Consider the following 16015-nt stretch of genomic DNA (forward strand, 5'->3'; position numbering starts at 1 on the left):
AGTTTTCGTAGATCAAATCAAAATCAATCAGATCGCAACGCGTCGATTGGACGCAATTTAGACGCTTTGTTCGCCGGATACAAGCCAAAAATAACGCCGACAAGCACCGAAAATAAAAAGGCATACAGACTAATGTCAAAAGACAAACTGGTTGTTTGCTTCGGGCTAAAATAAGGCAGCGCATAGGATAATCCGATGCCAAGCGCAAGTCCGATTAATCCGCCCATCCCGCTGATGACGACAGCTTCGACGAGAAATTGCAGCAAAATATTTCGACGCTTAGCGCCAATCGATTTGCGGATCCCGATTTCACGCGTTCGTTCACTCACCGTCACCAACATAATATTCATGATTCCGATGCCACCGACGAGTAGAGAGATTAGCGCAACAGCTACTAATTGATTCGTAAGGGTATTCGTTGCTTCAGTCCGTGCTTTAAGCAGCTCATCCTGATTCGTTAAGACAAAGCCCGTATCGCTTTTGAATTTGTACGTTAAATACTGCTTCATTGTATCTTGAGCGGTATAAATATCATCCTTCGTCGGCGCTTCGACGTAAGTTGTGCGTATTTGCCCCAGCTTGAACTGTCGTCTTGCTGTTTCCAGAGGCATAATCACTGCGCTATCGACAGAGGCTCCGCCAATGTTCGATCCCTTCTCTTTCAGAGTTCCAATAACATTGAACACGACACCGTCGATATTGATATCTTCACCTACAGGGTTTAACTGACCAAAGAACGTTTTTGCCACTTCACTACCCAATATAGCGACATTCGAGCGAAACTCTAAATCAGCTGGAGCGAGATTCCGCCCCTTATCAATATTTGCTTTAATAATGTTAAAATAGCGATCGTTCGTTCCAATAACGTTGTATTTCTCCTGCGTACGATCATATTTAACGTTGGATCCGTTCTTCGTCATCGTTGGCGCAATCGACTTGAATTCCGGGAAGTTCTCGAAATTCATCAGCTCATCATAATTCAATTGCGTTGCACGTCCGTTCCCAGTCGCGGTGACAACAAGCAGATTTGTTCCCATGTTCTCATATTGCTTGGCGATTTGCTCTGAAGTGCCTTGACCTATCGATACCAAGGTTACAACTGAGCTCACGCCAATAATGACGCCTAACATAGTCAAAAATGTTCGCAGCGGACTCGATATGATCGTACGAAGCGACATTCGAATGAGTTCACTTAGCTTCATACACTCACCTCATGCTGAGCACGCATCTGAATGTTATTCCGGTAGTCATCCATAATGACGCCATCTTTAAGGGATACTACACGTTTGGCATTTTCGGCAATATGGTGATCATGCGTAATCAATACGATGGTATTCCCTTGTGCATTCAGCTGCAGGATTAACTCCAACACTTCCTCACCCGTTCTGGAGTCAAGCGCACCCGTTGGTTCATCTGCTAAGATGAGCGAAGGTGATATCGCAAGCGCCCGCGCGATGGCCACACGCTGCTGCTGGCCGCCTGATAGCTCACTCGGCTTATGATGACCACGCTCCCCCATCCCAAGCATCTTCAACATGTTATTCGCCCGCTCGCGCCGTTCCTTCCTTGGAATACCGGCATAGATCATCGGTAGCTCTACATTTTCCATAGCTGACAGACGAGGCAATAAGTTAAATTGTTGGAAAATGAATCCGATCTTCTGGTTGCGCAGCTCAGCAAGGGCATTATCACCCATATTCTCGGTTACAACGCCATCGAGCGTATAACTGCCTGTCGTAGGCACATCGAGTAGGCCAATCGTGTTCATGAGGGTCGATTTCCCTGATCCACTCGGTCCGATAATAGCGACAAAATCACCCTCGGCTACGGATAGCGATATGCTTCGCAGAATATGAAGATCTTCTTCCCCACGTTTATATGTTTTGGTAATCTCTTTCAGTTCAATGATATTCATACCGCAATAACTCCTTTCCCGGCCGCATTATCTGTTACCGCCACCGCCGTTTGTCCGAGTAGCCCCCGTATTGCCGTTGCCCCCAGCACCGCCGTTACCGCCTGCACCTGCTCCACCAGCTCCGCCTTGGAACCCAGCACCACCTGCACCACCACCAAATCCACCATTGCCTCCAGCGCCACCGTTTTGCTGGAATTGCTGTCTCAAGCGGTTAATTTCATCCTGACTTAAATTCTGTTGTCTCTTCACCACGCCAGGCAGAACAACTTTATCGCCTTCTTTAAGACCTTCAGTGATTTCGATTTGCGTTTTGGATCGAATCCCTATTTTAACTTCATGTTCACTTTCAACCGTACCATCAGCTTTCTTCAAAGAAACAACACGCTTCCCTTTTTGTGATTGCAGCGCTTCTGGCGGTAAATAAATAACGTCTTTTTTATCTTGAATTAAAATTTCGCCAGTTGCCGTCATCCCATATTTCAACATGTTGTCTTTATTTTCAGCAGCTAGGACAACATCATAGAACGTTACGCCATTCGTTGTCGTTCCCACAGAAGAGATTTGCGTCACTTCAGCCGGGAATATGCGTCCTGGGTAAGAATCTACCTTGATTTCAGCCTTCATCCCCGTCTTAATATTAGGTAAATCCAGCTCATCCACTTGCACCGGCAGCTGCATTTTCGCTAAGCTAGCGACAGCTCCGAACTGCGTACCGTTGGTTACCTTGCTGCCGACCCTGAAATTACTCAAAATGTCATTTTTCTTATTCACAAAGTCGGTTGAAAATACGCCATCAAAGGGAGCAACAATTTTGAGGGAATCCACCTTGTCCTTAGCCGCGTCCACTTTCAGCTTCTGCCGTTCAAGAGCAGACTGTTTCGTCAAAATATCATCGGACAATGTATCATTCACGAAGGTTGCTATCGTATCACCTTGATGTACTATGTTCCCCGTTTTAAATGGCAATACGGAAACACTCCCCGTTGTCCCAGCCAGAATCGTCGTCACCTTCAAGTACTGCAGGGCACTCTTGCCTTGAGAATCGACAGTTCGTCCACCGAGCGTAACCGAACCCGACACATTCGTTCCTGCATCCATGGAGTTGTCATTCGGGACTACAACTTCGATGTCGATCAGTTTACCGCCTTTTCCATCCGATTTTGGATCTTTGGAGATACTTTGAATCGATCCTGTTTTTGTGATCATAAATCCATCTAACGTAATATCCACCGGATCTCCCTTATGCAGCTGCGAAGCATCTTCCACAAAGAAAGGAAGTGTAACAGTTAAAGTACTTAAATCGCCAATCGTAGCAATTTTGGTCGATTTATTGATTGTAGACCCTAAATCGATGTTATTTGCGTATGTAAGTTTACCGGAAATAGGTGCTTTAACACCCATTAATCCTTGCTGCTGCTGTAAGGAGTTCAGATCTTTCTCAAGCTGCTCATAAGTCAAAAGCGCATCTTGCAAATCGCTTTCCAAGCTTGTACTTGTTAGTTCAATTAGCACATCTCCAGCTTTAACCGCTTGGTTTCTAGTTAAATTGATTGACTTAATATTCGCATTTTCTGTTGATGAAATCGTTTGTGTATCTTTAGGCTCGAACTGTGCCGTGCCGGAGACGGAGAAGCGGATATTCCCTTTTTTGGCATCGACCGTCACCTCTTTAACAGCAGCAGCTTTTGATTTCTTCCCTTTCCCACCGAAGTAAGCATACGAACCACCCGCACAAACGCTTACTGCGACTATCACAATGAACCACTTACTGCGATACCATTTCATGTAGTGACTTCCCCCTTATAATTTTCGCCAGAAAACTGGCTTAGAAAGCTTATGCTTAACTTTTTTGCTCAATCAAAACTTGTAACGTAAGCCTAAAAGTGTTCCTACATCGCTTGCCGCTTACATTTAATCATGTTTGGACGTAAGCAGCTCCATTAGCTGCTGTTCTACACTGACTCCCATACTTCTTTGGTCAAATTGCTGAAATTCACCGTTTCCACGGTCCATCATGCCAGCTTCAACCTGGCGCTCCGCCTTTCTTTTTTGAATAAACGCATTGACTCGCCTTTCCCGTTCTTCTGAAGATACCTCTTCACCCCGATTGTCCATTCGCTCCGCCATACGTTTCTTCATTTGTTTGGATTGCTCATCCAGAAATGTTCGCTGCGAAAGCGTTAAGCCACTAATGACTTGTTTTTGTTCAGACTCGGTAATGCTTCCTTCATCCATACTTTTGCGAACAAAAGGCAGTATAGCCTTAGCCTGCTTGGCGGTAATGGTAAGGGAGTCAAGCCGATCCATTCGAATTAATCCCTGAAACAGCATAACGAGCTGCATCTCTCTAAGATTTTGGACATCTTCAGCGAGGGGGGCATCCTGCGGAGTTTTCCCAGAAGATGGCGTCGGCGATACCAATGTCGAAGTACTGTCAAGCAATGGCATGTGCCCACTGCAACCACTTAGCAGGAAGGAAATGAGTGTTAAATGCAGCACCATTTTCTGTGTGTATCTCAACTTACATACACCTCCAAAACAAAAAAATCCTGTCCAACAGCAACAGGATACGAAATAATGATGAATTAAGTTTGCTTTAGATGTAAAAAAATTGTGAAAGATTTACGTAATACGAGGAAAAGTAACACAAAATTCGGTCCCTTCGCCTACCCGACTGCGAACATGTATCGTTCCATTCATACCAGTAACCAAATGCTTCACAATCGTAAGTCCAAGACCCGTTCCTGTCTTAACGTCGGACCGTGAAGTTCTTGCTTCATCTGCTTTGTAGAAACGATCCCAAATGCGTGCTAACTCGGTATCGGTCATCCCTTCCCCTGTGTCACAAACATACAAATGAACCTCTCGCTCCTGCTCTTCCAGAGCTACCGTTAGCGTTCCGCCCTTTGGTGTGAACTTCAACGAATTATAGATTAAATTCTGTACAATTTGGGCAAATCGATCAGGGTCTAATTGAACCTGTGAGGGCACCCTATCAGGCTCAGGAAGAATGAGGTGAAAGTTTATTTCCTTCATTGCAATCGGCTCTTTCAGCAGCTCCAACGAATCTTCAAGTGTTTCTGCGATGGATACAGGCCTTAGTCGGAACACATCGACCCCATTTTGAATCTGCGCCAAATCTAAAAGATCGGTCACAAGACGCTGAAGCCGTTGAACTTCCTGATCGCAGATACGCAGGTAATGCGAATATTTCTCCTCCGGAATGACCTTATCATTCATGGCCACAATTAAGCCGCGAAGAGTCGTCAGCGGAGAACGAAGTTCATGTGAGACATTCGTCAAAAACTCCTGCCTCGTTCCTTCCCATTCCTCCAGCTGCTCTACCATGAAGTTGAAGCTAGCCGCAAGCTGCCCTACCTCATCCTGTGAGGCAACCGGAACCCGTGTAGTGAAATCACCGTGCGCGAGCTCGAGTGCAGCTCGATTCATCTGTTGAAGCGGGCCAGCCAATTTGCGAGAAATAATAAACAGAATGAAACCAACAGCTACCAGTGAAAATAAGAGGGGAACCAGAATATTAACACGCACAGCGGAAATGGCTTCGCTAATATCTCCAGCAGGAAACTGAAGGAAAATGACCATAGGTTGTCCGTTTAGTTGGTACGGTGCGTGATAAGTAAACAAATTTACGTTGCGCCCATCAGGTGCCGTTAAGCCAACCATGCCATAGCCGGAATGACCGTGAAGACCATCAATAAACAGCGCATCCATCTGCTTAGGAATTGCTCTCCCTTCACTATCCGAGGAGCCATTCAGAATGTTGCCCTTATCGTCAACAAGCCAAACTTGTCCATTAATGCTTCTAGCCAAAATACGTACCGTATATTTCAGCTCGCGGGTTGAGATCGTCCCATCCTGCAATGAATTCATTAAGCGAGTGACTTCTACATTACGCTTCTCCATCAATTCAATCTTATCTTTATAAAATAAATCCGTAAAATAGTAGTTCCAGAACAGAAATAGACCAGCAAAAAACAGCACACATGTCGCAAGAAAAGACAGGAAAATTTTCAAATACAAGCTGTTGCTCTTTCCCGTCAACCACCGTTTAAACATGCTGAACCACCTCAAAAGAGTAGCCAATTCCCCACAGGGTCTGGATGCACCACATGTCATGCTGTCCAAGTTTTTTTCGCAAGTTTTTCACATGGGCATCAACCGTGCGCGTACCGCCTGTAAAATCAAAATTCCACACATAACCAAGAAGATCCTCTCGTGTAAATACGCGGCTTGGATGACTAGTTAGGAAATATAACAGTTCAATCTCCTTCGGCGTAAGCTCAACTCGTTTCCCACCGACTGTGACCCGATACTGCTCAAGATCGATAACAATATTGCCGATTTCCAGCCATTTGCGGGATGAATTCTGGGCTTGAGACAGATCCATAGGTACTTGAATCATGCGGCGCAGCACGGCCTTAATACGGGCAATGAGCTCATTCGGATCGAATGGCTTGACCAAATAATCGTCAACCCCCAGATTAAAGCCTCTCAGCTTATCGATGGACTCCCCTTTTGCCGTAAGGAAAATGATTGGCGTTTGATGAAAGGGGGCCTCCATTTTGCGAATTTGCTCACATAACTCATAGCCGGATATATCAGGCAGCATGATGTCCAGTAGAACCAAGTTTGGTTTCTCATTTATTATCGTACGAAGCACTTCCTGCCCTCGCGGCAGTATAATCGCCTCATAGTTCGAGTGCTCCAAATATAATCTGACGACTTCAGCAATATTCGGTTCGTCATCTACAACTAGAACTTTGCCTTCCGAACTCATCTAGCGCCACCCTTTTCCTTACGAATCTGATGCTGCCTTGCTCTTTCATTGATTACCTCTGAACGATCTCTTCGCGTATGTTTCTGGATGAGCAGTTCGTCTTCCATTTGGCTTGGCGCCTGCCATCTCAGCCCTCTTCTTTCACATTCTTTTAAGCAGAAATCGATAAGTTCCGGATCAGTAATCGGCAAATTAATATCCGTATACAAGAATTCATCTCGCTCAATAGAAGACCAAACCTGGTTAAGAAGCTCTTGAAGCTTATCAGGGTTTAATCCCAAAGAAAGGACATGAGGAGCTTCCGCATTCCTGCCCGCGCTTTGCAGCATTTTTACAGCACCACTGCGGTTGCCTCTACGAATATGATACATACCTACTGCAATTTGAATAAGTGCGACATAGGTCCTGCTGCGTGCATCGCCAGGATGCTCCTTCCAGAACTCCTCCATGACTTCATGGCATTCAAAATAATCCCGCTGTGCATGGAAATAAAGTAAATAATCGATATATGCCTCCGGATACAGCTTCATGAATCGTTCCCCTCACCTTGTTGTGATCACGAGTAATGCCTAATTACTTCTCATGTTACTCCAAAAGTTATGCCTCCGTCCAACATCGATCATAGGACTCGTTAACTTTCATATAATTTCCAACGCAACCAAACTATCATTTCCTACGTCCAATTAAATAGTTTACTAGAAAGAGGCGTGATGGATGAAAATTGGAAAATGGATGCTCACAGGCACCCTGATATTATCAATGAGCGTACCAAATGCTGTTCAGGCAGCAGGTACGGTTCAATCAAATCCGGACAAAACAACGAAATACCGCGTCTATCAATACAATCATGTACTCATGGAATTTGCAGCTTATGGGCAAGCAGAAGCATTTGCAAAGGGCTTTTCGAATAGCCATGTCGAAGAAATAAGCACTCGCAAATGGCTGTGGAACAATTTCCCCCGCTATCAAGTTTTTCAGTTGGATGCATCACTGCCTGAGTGGCAATTTACCTCACTCGACGCAGCCATCGCTGAAGCAAAGAAATGGAGCTACGCAAGTGTACGAGACCTGCAATCTACAGGTTGGGTGTGGAACAACTACCCTAATTTCCAAGTGTACCAAAATGAGATCACACAGGATTCATGGAAGTTTCAAACGCTGAACGAAGCCGTTGCCGAAGCGAAGAAATGGGGCGGCGCCCATATTATTGATTTAAATAGTAATAAGTGGATTTGGGACAATATTTCTAGCGAGGATAAAAATGCACTTCGCACTGGCGAGCTTATTTACAAGGTGTATCAAGGTACATTTTCAGCAAACAATTGGGAATTTGCATCCTTAGAAGACGCTATTAATGAAGCTCTCAAATGGGGAAATTCAACTGTCGTCAATAAAAAATCGCAAAAAACGGTATATAGCAATCTTAAAGTTTATAAAGTATTTCAGAATGACACGTTTCTGCAGGACTTTGCTTCCTTGAATGAAGCAGCAGATTACGCACGCCTTTGGGGACACAGCTCTATCTTCATGGATGGCCACAAAATTTGGAACAACTACGCCTCCTATCAAGTGTTTCAAAATACTGCACTCATTGGCGAATTCAAGACGATTCCCGAAGCATTAAGTTACAGTGTGCAGTATAGTAATTCTTCTGTCCAAACGCTCGATCATCGCTTTCTTTGGGATAACTTCAAAAAGCTGCAAGTATGGGGCTGGAACGGCATGGCCGGTGGTGATGCGATTAAAGCGCATGTAAATAATACAGTCGGACTTGACGTTGATTCTCCGAGCTATTTCGAGCTTGCGGATGCAGCTGGTAATTTGAAGGATCAATCCAATGCCGATACCGTCAAATGGCTCCAAAAGAATGGATACACCGTGTATCCGCTAGTCAGCAACCAATTCAACGCTACTTTGACGACGCAATTTCTTGCGGATAGCGCTGCCCAAGACAAATTCGTGAAAGATTTGGTAGACCGCTCTGTGCAGCTTGGTGTTCCGGGGATCAATGTGGATTTCGAAAGCCTGGCTGGTACGGATCGGAATGCTTTTACTGCCTTCATTGCCAAATTAACTTCTTATGCTCACTTGAACAGCTTAGTAGTATCCATTGACCTGCCGCGTGGAAGTGTCAAATGGAACCATCTTTCTGCATTTGATCATGAGAAGCTGGGAAGTCTGGTTGATTACGTTGTCATCATGGCCTATGATCAATTCTGGCGCGGCAGTACTTCTGCAGGGTCCGTAGCCGGACTTCCTTGGACGGATGGCGGTATTCAGGAATTCCTTTCCTATGGCATTCCGCGGGACAAAATCATTCTAGGTATCCCCTACTATGTGCGTGAATGGAAGCTTGACGCAGCCGGAGCGTTGCAAAGTAATCGAACCTTGCTGATGAAAGACATCCCAGCCTTATTGGCTTCCAAATCAACCAAACAAACTTGGGACACAACCTATGAACAATATCGGATCGAGTACCAAGAGGATGGCTTCACTTATGTGTTCTGGTTGGAAGATGAGGCCACAGTGAAAGCTCGTCTGGACATGGCGAAAAAGTACGACATCGCTGGTGTCGCAGCTTGGCGGCTTGGTTATGATCAATCGGACTTATGGAAATTGATTTTGCAGAATAAATGAATGGATACATATTAGAACATATAAAATTTGACCACATCAGTTTGAACTGCTGTGGTCTTTTTTTAATGAGTTTTTGGTTAGAGCGAACTTTAACAAGAAGAAGTGACTACAGTTGTGGTAAGCCTGCAATTATACATGCTTTTTTCTTTGAATAGCTCTTATTCGTAAATTCCTGCGATCGTGCAGGCTTTTACGGTCTTTCTTTATTTTTAGGACGGAAAAGCTAAAATTCCTGCGTAATAGCAGGCATTTCCTCTTTTCAAACGATTTTAGCAAAAACACCTGCACTTTCGCAGTTATTGTGGACTTTGAGTGAATAATCGTTCTCCTTGTACGTTAGCGAAGCCCTAGGGGATGCATATGCAAACCCATATCCATCCCTCCCCATGCACAAAAGAATGGGTTACATCAAGGACCTGAGGCAGAGCCTCAGGTTTTTTTGTGCATATCAAATAAGTCCCCATTCGCTAAAAATGGTTTCAGTACCGCAGCCCGAACAAAATTTGGCATCCGGCTTGTTAACTTTATAGCACCCTTTGTGTAATAAAGTTTTCTCTTTGGTGCACTTATTCTTAAGCGGCGCTCCACACCGAATGCAGTAGTTATCTTCTTTATCAGCTACATATTTACACCGAACACATTGTTGCAGCTCATCCTTAGCCATAGGTTCAACCCCTTGAAGTTTGGTAGCTACTTCATGTATATGTGGATTAACACAGCTGAGGTGAATAACAAACCCTTCCAGCCTATGTATAAAAATAGGCCTCTTTCGCCCACCCTAATAAGGAGGAACTTTGTTCTCGAACAAAGCTCCCTTATTATCATTGAGGAGGTGAAAGAGGCATGGCTAAAGATGTTCTTTGCGAAGTGAATTCCTGCAAATATTGGGCTACCGAAAACAAATGCAATGCGAGCTCGATTTACGTCGTGAGTCACCGCGGCAGCAACCAAGCTCGTAATTCTGAGGAAACAGATTGTAAGACTTTTGAGTCTAAGATTTAGAGCGTTAGAGTTAGAGCGTAAAAAGAGGCCCTGTCGGGGGCCTCTTTTCTTTTTCCCATGCCCTTATTCTCATTGTAACCAATAATGATAATTATTATCAGTGTTTCGAGGAGAGATTTTCGAGCTCCTCTAGATCCTGCGTTGGCGCTTGGCAGGTAAAGTTCTGGCACACGTAGGCCGTTGCCTGCCCTCCAAGCGGCAGCTTGTCTTGCACAAGCGGAATGAGCTTGCGCACTTCTTCGCCCGCCGCTCCCGGCGGATGAAGAATCAGCAGCGCATTCGGCAGGTACTGCCGCTGCACCGTGCGCAGCATGTGCTGTGTCTCTTGCTTCGCCGGGTCGCCGGCGATGACGATTTCGCTGGCTTCGCCATAAGCGAAGTCGAGCGCGGCCAGCGTGAGCGCGTGGCCCGGCGGGTAAGACGCGACAGCTCCGGCGAACGCCTGGAGCTGCACATCTGCTGCCTGCGACAGCTTCGCGTCGTAGGTCAACTTAGCAAGCCGCTGCATATTCAGCGCGGCTGCTCCGTTCCCCGACGGCATCGCGCCGTCGTAGATCTCTTTGGGGCGGGTGAGCAGCTGCTCGGCATCGCTGCCGTAGAAGAAGAGCCCGCCCTTCTCTTCGTCTCCGAAGAGGCGAAGCATCTCTGCGTTCAGCTGGACAGCCTCACGGAGATAACGCAGCTCGAACGTGGTTTCGTACAGCTCGATGAGGCCCCACACGAGGAACGCATAGTCGTCCACGTAGCCGAGGAAAGCCGCTTCACCATCGCGATAGCGGGCAAGCAACCGCCCATCTTCGCGGCGCAGCTCGCGCAGGAGAAAGTCCGCGGCTTTCGCGGCTGCCTCCGCGTAAGCAGGCTTATCCATGGCGCGTGCCGCCTTGGACAGCGCAGTGATCATCAGACCGTTCCACGCGGTCAGAATCTTATCATCCTTGCCCGGATGGATGCGACGTTCGCGATGCGCGAACAGTTTGACGCGGGAAACCTCAATCCGCTGCTTCAGCTCATCCAGTGGGATTTGCTTACGCTTCGCAAAAGATTCCATCGTCGTTCCAATTAAATTCGGGATATTATGCCCCTCAAAATTGCCCGACTCCGTAATATCGTACAGCTCGGAATATAGATCGCCTTCCTCTATGCCTAATACGTTCTCCACTTCATCCGGCGTCCAGACGTAGAACTTGCCTTCCTCCCCTTCTGAATCCGCATCCTCTGCGGAATAGAAAGCTCCTCCCTCGTCCGTCATATCGCGAAGAACGTAAGTAATAATTTGCTCAGCTACCACAGCATACTTCTCTTTTCCAGTCACTTGATAGGCTTCAATATAAGTCATAATTAGTAGAGCATTATCGTATAGCATCTTTTCAAAATGCGGCACTAACCATTTTTCATCCACCGAATAACGAGAAAATCCGAACCCAATGTGGTCATACATGCCACCACGATACATAGCATCAAGCGTTTTTTCCACAATCTCACGCGCACGTTCTTTGCCCGTTTTTTGATAATATCTCAGGAGGAAAGATAGATTGTGTGATGTCGGGAACTTCGGAGAGCTGCCAAATCCGCCATGTTCAGAGTCAAACATCTTGTCAAATAACAGGAAAGCTTCATGAAGCGTTTCTTCCGTTAATTCGCCACCTGTGCGATGCTCTAATAAACGACTGGATGTCTCTTGAATAACTTGATCACCAACCTCGCGAAAGCGGTCAGCATCTTCTTGCCATTTACCCGCAATCTGCGCAACAATCTCAACCATCCCTGCACGGTTGTACTTCCGACTGCGCGGGAAATACGTCCCTGCGAAGAAAGGCTTCTTCTCAGGTGTCAAAAACACCGTAAGCGGCCAACCTCCTTGCCCTGTCATCGCCAGACAAACAGCCATGTAAATATGATCAACATCGGGACGCTCTTCGCGGTCCACTTTTATCGAAATAAAATCTTTGTTCAGCATGTCCGCGACCGTTTGATCTTCGAATGATTCATGTGCCATGACATGGCACCAATGACAAGTGCTATACCCAACAGATAAGAAAATAGGCTTATTTTCTCGTTTCGCTTTGTCAAATGCTTCTTCACCCCAAGGAAACCATTCCACAGGATTGTGAGCATGTTGCAGTAAGTATGGCGATTTCTCAGTGATTAATCTATTAGGTTTGATATTCGTTGTCATGAAACACCTCCTTGTTTTTTAGGATATATTTGTCAATACAAAGAGCTTAGCATACCCTATTATAAAAAGAAAAACCCTACAATAACGCTAATTTCGTACAATTTATTTGGTGTCATAAAAAACCTTATATCTTCCTACCGTTTTTATAATTTGTATTATTGTTAAAGTCGTTTTACTCTATAAGAAGCAACTATTAGGAGGAAAAACGAATGTTCCAAGGAAAGATTTCCACATATGAAGATGCTGTTCTGCTAATTAATGAAGTGGGCATTTTACCACTGGCACCACTTATTCCAAATCATCCTTCACTTTATGATAACACTTTGGGAGAGCAATGGTTAACAGGTACTGATGCTGACCCTTGGCTTTGGCGAACCCGTCTTCCCCGTGATGGCGCAGCGGCTTATGGTAAATTCATTAAGAAAAAACCGGTTCTCATTTCACGCGAATTGTTCCCATGGGTTAAAGCCATTCTAGGAAGCAACCTATCTATTGAAGTTCGCTATCAGCAAGGTCTGATTTCGAAGGATACTTTAGTGCTTTATCAACAAATCAGAGAGGAAGAAGGAATCGAAACTAGGTCCTTAAGATTAAAAGCCAGAATGCATGGCAAAGAAATGAAGAAGCCATTCGAACGGTCTCTTTTGGAATTACAAGAAACTATGGATATTGTTATTTCAGGTGCCAAAGAAAGTAGAATTATTTTAGATGTGAATAGCGCGTGGAAGAGTTCCTCATTCGAGTCAACTGACCATTGGATGGAGAACGTCAGCATACTTCAAACTGATATTCATGTGGAGCTTGCCAAGAAGGAACTGAAGAACTGCTTAACAGGGAAATGCAGTGTTGAGGCAATGGGGTTTCTCAATAAATGTTTTCAACTTTGATTCCTTAGTCCCTAATTAAACATATAGGAACTGCTGAATGCAGCTCCTATTAATCATATCAATTCATTGTATGTGTATCTGACTTGTACTTCCGAATGTCCGTTTGTTGAAGGAAACGATACGACTTGTAGGGCCAGCGAATACTAGGCTCCCAGAGGGACTCGATGATTTAGCTTCAATAAAAGAGGCATTGGAACAATTGGACTAGATTAGCTATAGTTCCGATCTTCCATTCATAGAAAATTCTGGATCGAAACATTCGGAGAATGTCCACCATTGCTTCCACGTGTAATTATACCTGATATCCGTATTATTAAATCCATGTTAGTTCAAGGAAAAGGCGTAAGTGTCATGACTGATGATATGATCAAGGTTGAATTGTTCGATGGCGCTTTGAAGGAATTATGGGTTCCAACTAATCCCATAACGAATGAAGTTTGGTTAGCCTATCGTACCATTGACCACATCAATCCTACTATAATGAAATTTGTAGAGCGTTGCACAAATACTCCTCTCTCTCACAAAAATCGCAGCCAATATGTTAAAGAAAAACTCCTACCGACAGGCACGAGTTTCACTAGCACAACTATTCATTATTAAATCTTTTACTAGAAATCCAAAAGATCGTTACACTAATTGTTAGTGCAATCCATATAAGTACCACTAAAACATCCCATATTACATTGGGGTTGACTGCTCCTGTAACTAACACTTCCATGGCATGTTTACTCATACTTGCGGGATTCAAAGAATCCGTAATTGAACTCAAACCAAGTACAATTCTACAGCCCAGCAAGAATACAATTGAAATTAATGCAATAATACCTTGGCTATTAAAAATAGTACTGATCATCGTAGTGAAGGACACCATAAACAGAACCCATAACAAATAAAACAACAAAGCGATTATCGCGTCCACAAAGTTAACATTTGTAAACAACAAATTAACGTACACATACGAAACCAAGTAACCTAATGCTACAGAACAAACAACAAATAGGTAATTGGCAATGATTTTCCCACCTATGTACGATACTACAGTGACCGGTCTTGTAAGAATAAAAGCCAACATCCCGTTGACTTTATCTGTCTGTAAGACCCCCATCATTGAAATTGCAATTATGATAACCCCTAACTGATCAAATTGAGCAGCTAAAGTACTCGCGAGTACTTCCCCACCTTGTTGAGCAGCCATACTAGGATCAATTGTGATACCTTGTGCTCCACCGAGTGCTTTTAATATGGAGGGTAAATAATGACTAACAACGGGTTGAGTTATTCCTAAAAATATAAATACTAACGGCAGCCAAATAATTTTAAATTCACGTATCATTTGCACAAACTCTTTTTTCATTAGCACATTATAATTATTCATTTTTCTACCACCATTTTCATGAATATCTCTTCTAATGTATCGTTATTGATTTCAAACTTTACGAGGTCAACCTGATGTTCCAAGGCACTTCTTAGTAACAAATCCTTGTTCAAGCCTATGTGTTCAACTTCTATTTTTATTTTATTTCCTACTGCTTCTACATTCTTTACATAGTTCAAATTTTTCAAAACTTCCATCCATTCTTGATCGATAGAAGTAACCTCAATAAGCATTTTATTTTCGCTATTACGGTTTAACAAGTTGGAGATGGTTGTATCTTCAATTTTTTGCCCATTTTTGATTATTATGAACCTTTCACATATTTCTTCTGCATCACTTAATATATGCGTCGACAATAATATTGTCGTATCTCTCTTGATTTCTCCGATTAGATTCAGTACTTCTCTTCGACCAATTGGGTCTAATGCCGATACCGGCTCATCCATGACAATCAATGATGGTTTGTGTAACAACGCCTGTGCAATGCCAAGTCTCTGTTTCATTCCACCTGAAAATGTTCCTACTTTTGAATTCTCTTCTCCGCTTAACCCTACTTTTGATAATATCTCTGGGATCGCCTTCGTCAATTCTTCTTTGCTTAATCCTGATAGTTCCCCCATGAAAGCAAGAGTTTCTTGTGCAGTCATCCAATGATAAAAGTTAGGGTACTGTGGCAAGTAGCCAATTTCCTTTTTCATTTGCGAAATTTTCTTCCCGTTAAGCAATACTTCTCCCATTGTAGGATGAATAATATCTGAAATAACTTGGATGAGTGTCGATTTACCAGCCCCATTCGGCCCTATTAATCCCACGCATTCTCCAGATTGCAGAAGCATTGAAAAGTCTTTTACAGCTGTTTTTGCTTTATATGTTTTAGTAACATTTTTAACTTCTAATTTCATGTTCTTTCACGGTCCTTTCTGCCAATAACAAAGTATAGAATTGGACCAAACATATTTAGAAAAATAATAAGGAGGCTCCATAGCAAAACATTTTTCCTCGTTTTTCTGTTCTTGTATAAATCCATTAATGCGATTAGGATCAAAATCAATCCTACAGCTAAGACCGGTAAAATTACCGGCAACAAAGACATGAAATCAAACTCTTTTAATTCGTTCCACCCGTAATGCATTTGCAAATCAACCATCTCCCCTAAAGTCATTGTTTTTAAATTATGTTATCATTATCGATAATGATAACATATGAATGTAAAATGTTACAATTA

15 protein-coding genes are annotated in these 16015 nt (G+C 43.8%); 4 read left to right on the forward strand and 11 right to left on the reverse strand.

Annotation, left to right across the window (positions count from 1 at the left end):
• Positions 1-23: 23 nt before the first annotated feature.
• The 7 genes from NYR53_RS20185 to NYR53_RS20215 all read right to left on the reverse strand — a co-directional run bounded on the left by NYR53_RS20185 (position 24) and on the right by NYR53_RS20215 (position 7243).
• Positions 24-1202 (reverse strand): ABC transporter permease, encoded by a 1179-nt coding sequence (locus tag NYR53_RS20185; protein ID WP_261301013.1) that lies wholly within the window; start codon positions 1200-1202, stop codon positions 24-26.
• Positions 1199-1915 carry an ABC transporter ATP-binding protein gene (locus tag NYR53_RS20190; protein ID WP_290428948.1) on the reverse strand — a complete coding sequence of 239 codons (717 nt, stop codon included), beginning with the start codon at positions 1913-1915 and terminating at the stop codon, positions 1199-1201. The genes NYR53_RS20185 and NYR53_RS20190 overlap by 4 nt, the downstream gene beginning before the upstream one ends.
• A 27-nt stretch (positions 1916-1942) precedes the next feature.
• Positions 1943-3700, reverse strand: a complete 1758-nt coding sequence (locus tag NYR53_RS20195) for an efflux RND transporter periplasmic adaptor subunit (RefSeq protein WP_261301014.1) — start codon at positions 3698-3700, stop codon at positions 1943-1945.
• 126 nt (positions 3701-3826) lie between these two features.
• Complete coding sequence (locus NYR53_RS20200) at positions 3827-4435, reverse strand: hypothetical protein (RefSeq protein WP_261301015.1); 609 nt, start codon at positions 4433-4435, stop codon at positions 3827-3829.
• 102 nt (positions 4436-4537) lie between these two features.
• Positions 4538-5992: a sensor histidine kinase gene (locus NYR53_RS20205; RefSeq protein WP_261301016.1), complete on the reverse strand. Its 1455-nt coding sequence runs from the start codon at positions 5990-5992 to the stop codon at positions 4538-4540.
• A complete protein-coding gene (locus tag NYR53_RS20210) occupies positions 5985-6713 on the reverse strand; it encodes a response regulator transcription factor (protein ID WP_261301017.1) in 729 nt (242 codons plus the stop codon). The genes NYR53_RS20205 and NYR53_RS20210 overlap by 8 nt, the downstream gene beginning before the upstream one ends.
• Positions 6710-7243 carry a DUF309 domain-containing protein gene (locus NYR53_RS20215; RefSeq protein ID WP_261301018.1) on the reverse strand — a complete coding sequence of 178 codons (534 nt, stop codon included), beginning with the start codon at positions 7241-7243 and terminating at the stop codon, positions 6710-6712. The genes NYR53_RS20210 and NYR53_RS20215 overlap by 4 nt, the downstream gene beginning before the upstream one ends.
• A 184-nt stretch (positions 7244-7427) precedes the next feature.
• Here NYR53_RS20215 and NYR53_RS20220 point away from each other — a divergent pair, with 184 nt between their 5' ends.
• Positions 7428-9350, forward strand: a complete 1923-nt coding sequence (locus NYR53_RS20220; RefSeq protein ID WP_261301019.1) for a glycosyl hydrolase family 18 protein — start codon at positions 7428-7430, stop codon at positions 9348-9350.
• An 843-nt stretch (positions 9351-10193) separates the two neighbouring features.
• Positions 10194-10352: a DUF1540 domain-containing protein gene (locus tag NYR53_RS20225; RefSeq protein WP_084159967.1), complete on the forward strand. Its 159-nt coding sequence runs from the start codon at positions 10194-10196 to the stop codon at positions 10350-10352.
• A 97-nt stretch (positions 10353-10449) separates the two neighbouring features.
• Here NYR53_RS20225 and NYR53_RS20230 read toward each other — a convergent pair whose 3' ends face one another.
• Positions 10450-12528, reverse strand: coding sequence for a thioredoxin domain-containing protein (locus NYR53_RS20230; protein WP_261301020.1), 2079 nt, complete (start codon positions 12526-12528; stop codon positions 10450-10452).
• Between the two features lie 209 nt (positions 12529-12737).
• Between NYR53_RS20230 and NYR53_RS20235 the strand changes: the two genes are divergently transcribed.
• Both NYR53_RS20235 and NYR53_RS20240 read left to right on the forward strand, forming a co-directional pair.
• Positions 12738-13415 (forward strand): AlkZ-related protein, encoded by a 678-nt coding sequence (locus tag NYR53_RS20235; protein ID WP_261301021.1) that lies wholly within the window; start codon positions 12738-12740, stop codon positions 13413-13415.
• A 231-nt stretch (positions 13416-13646) separates the two neighbouring features.
• On the forward strand, positions 13647-14015 hold the full coding sequence (locus NYR53_RS20240; protein ID WP_367618675.1) for a LysR substrate-binding domain-containing protein: 369 nt from the start codon (positions 13647-13649) through the stop codon (positions 14013-14015).
• Here the strand turns inward: NYR53_RS20240 and NYR53_RS20245 are convergent.
• The 3 genes from NYR53_RS20245 to NYR53_RS20255 are packed head-to-tail and all read right to left on the reverse strand — an operon-like array spanning position 14002 to position 15928.
• Complete coding sequence (locus NYR53_RS20245) at positions 14002-14790, reverse strand: ABC transporter permease (RefSeq protein WP_261301022.1); 789 nt, start codon at positions 14788-14790, stop codon at positions 14002-14004. The two genes, NYR53_RS20240 and NYR53_RS20245, sit on opposite strands and share 14 nt — an antisense overlap.
• Complete coding sequence (locus NYR53_RS20250) at positions 14787-15692, reverse strand: ABC transporter ATP-binding protein (protein WP_261301023.1); 906 nt, start codon at positions 15690-15692, stop codon at positions 14787-14789. Before NYR53_RS20250 ends, NYR53_RS20245 begins: the two co-directional genes overlap by 4 nt.
• The gene (locus NYR53_RS20255) at positions 15689-15928 is read right to left on the reverse strand and encodes a PLD nuclease N-terminal domain-containing protein (RefSeq protein ID WP_261301024.1); all 240 of its coding nucleotides are present in this window, start codon (positions 15926-15928) and stop codon (positions 15689-15691) included. Before NYR53_RS20255 ends, NYR53_RS20250 begins: the two co-directional genes overlap by 4 nt.
• Positions 15929-16015 lie beyond the last annotated feature (87 nt).

It is taken from the genome of Paenibacillus andongensis (genome assembly GCF_025369935.1).
GTDB classification, from domain to species: domain Bacteria; phylum Bacillota; class Bacilli; order Paenibacillales; family NBRC-103111; genus Paenibacillus_E; species Paenibacillus_E andongensis.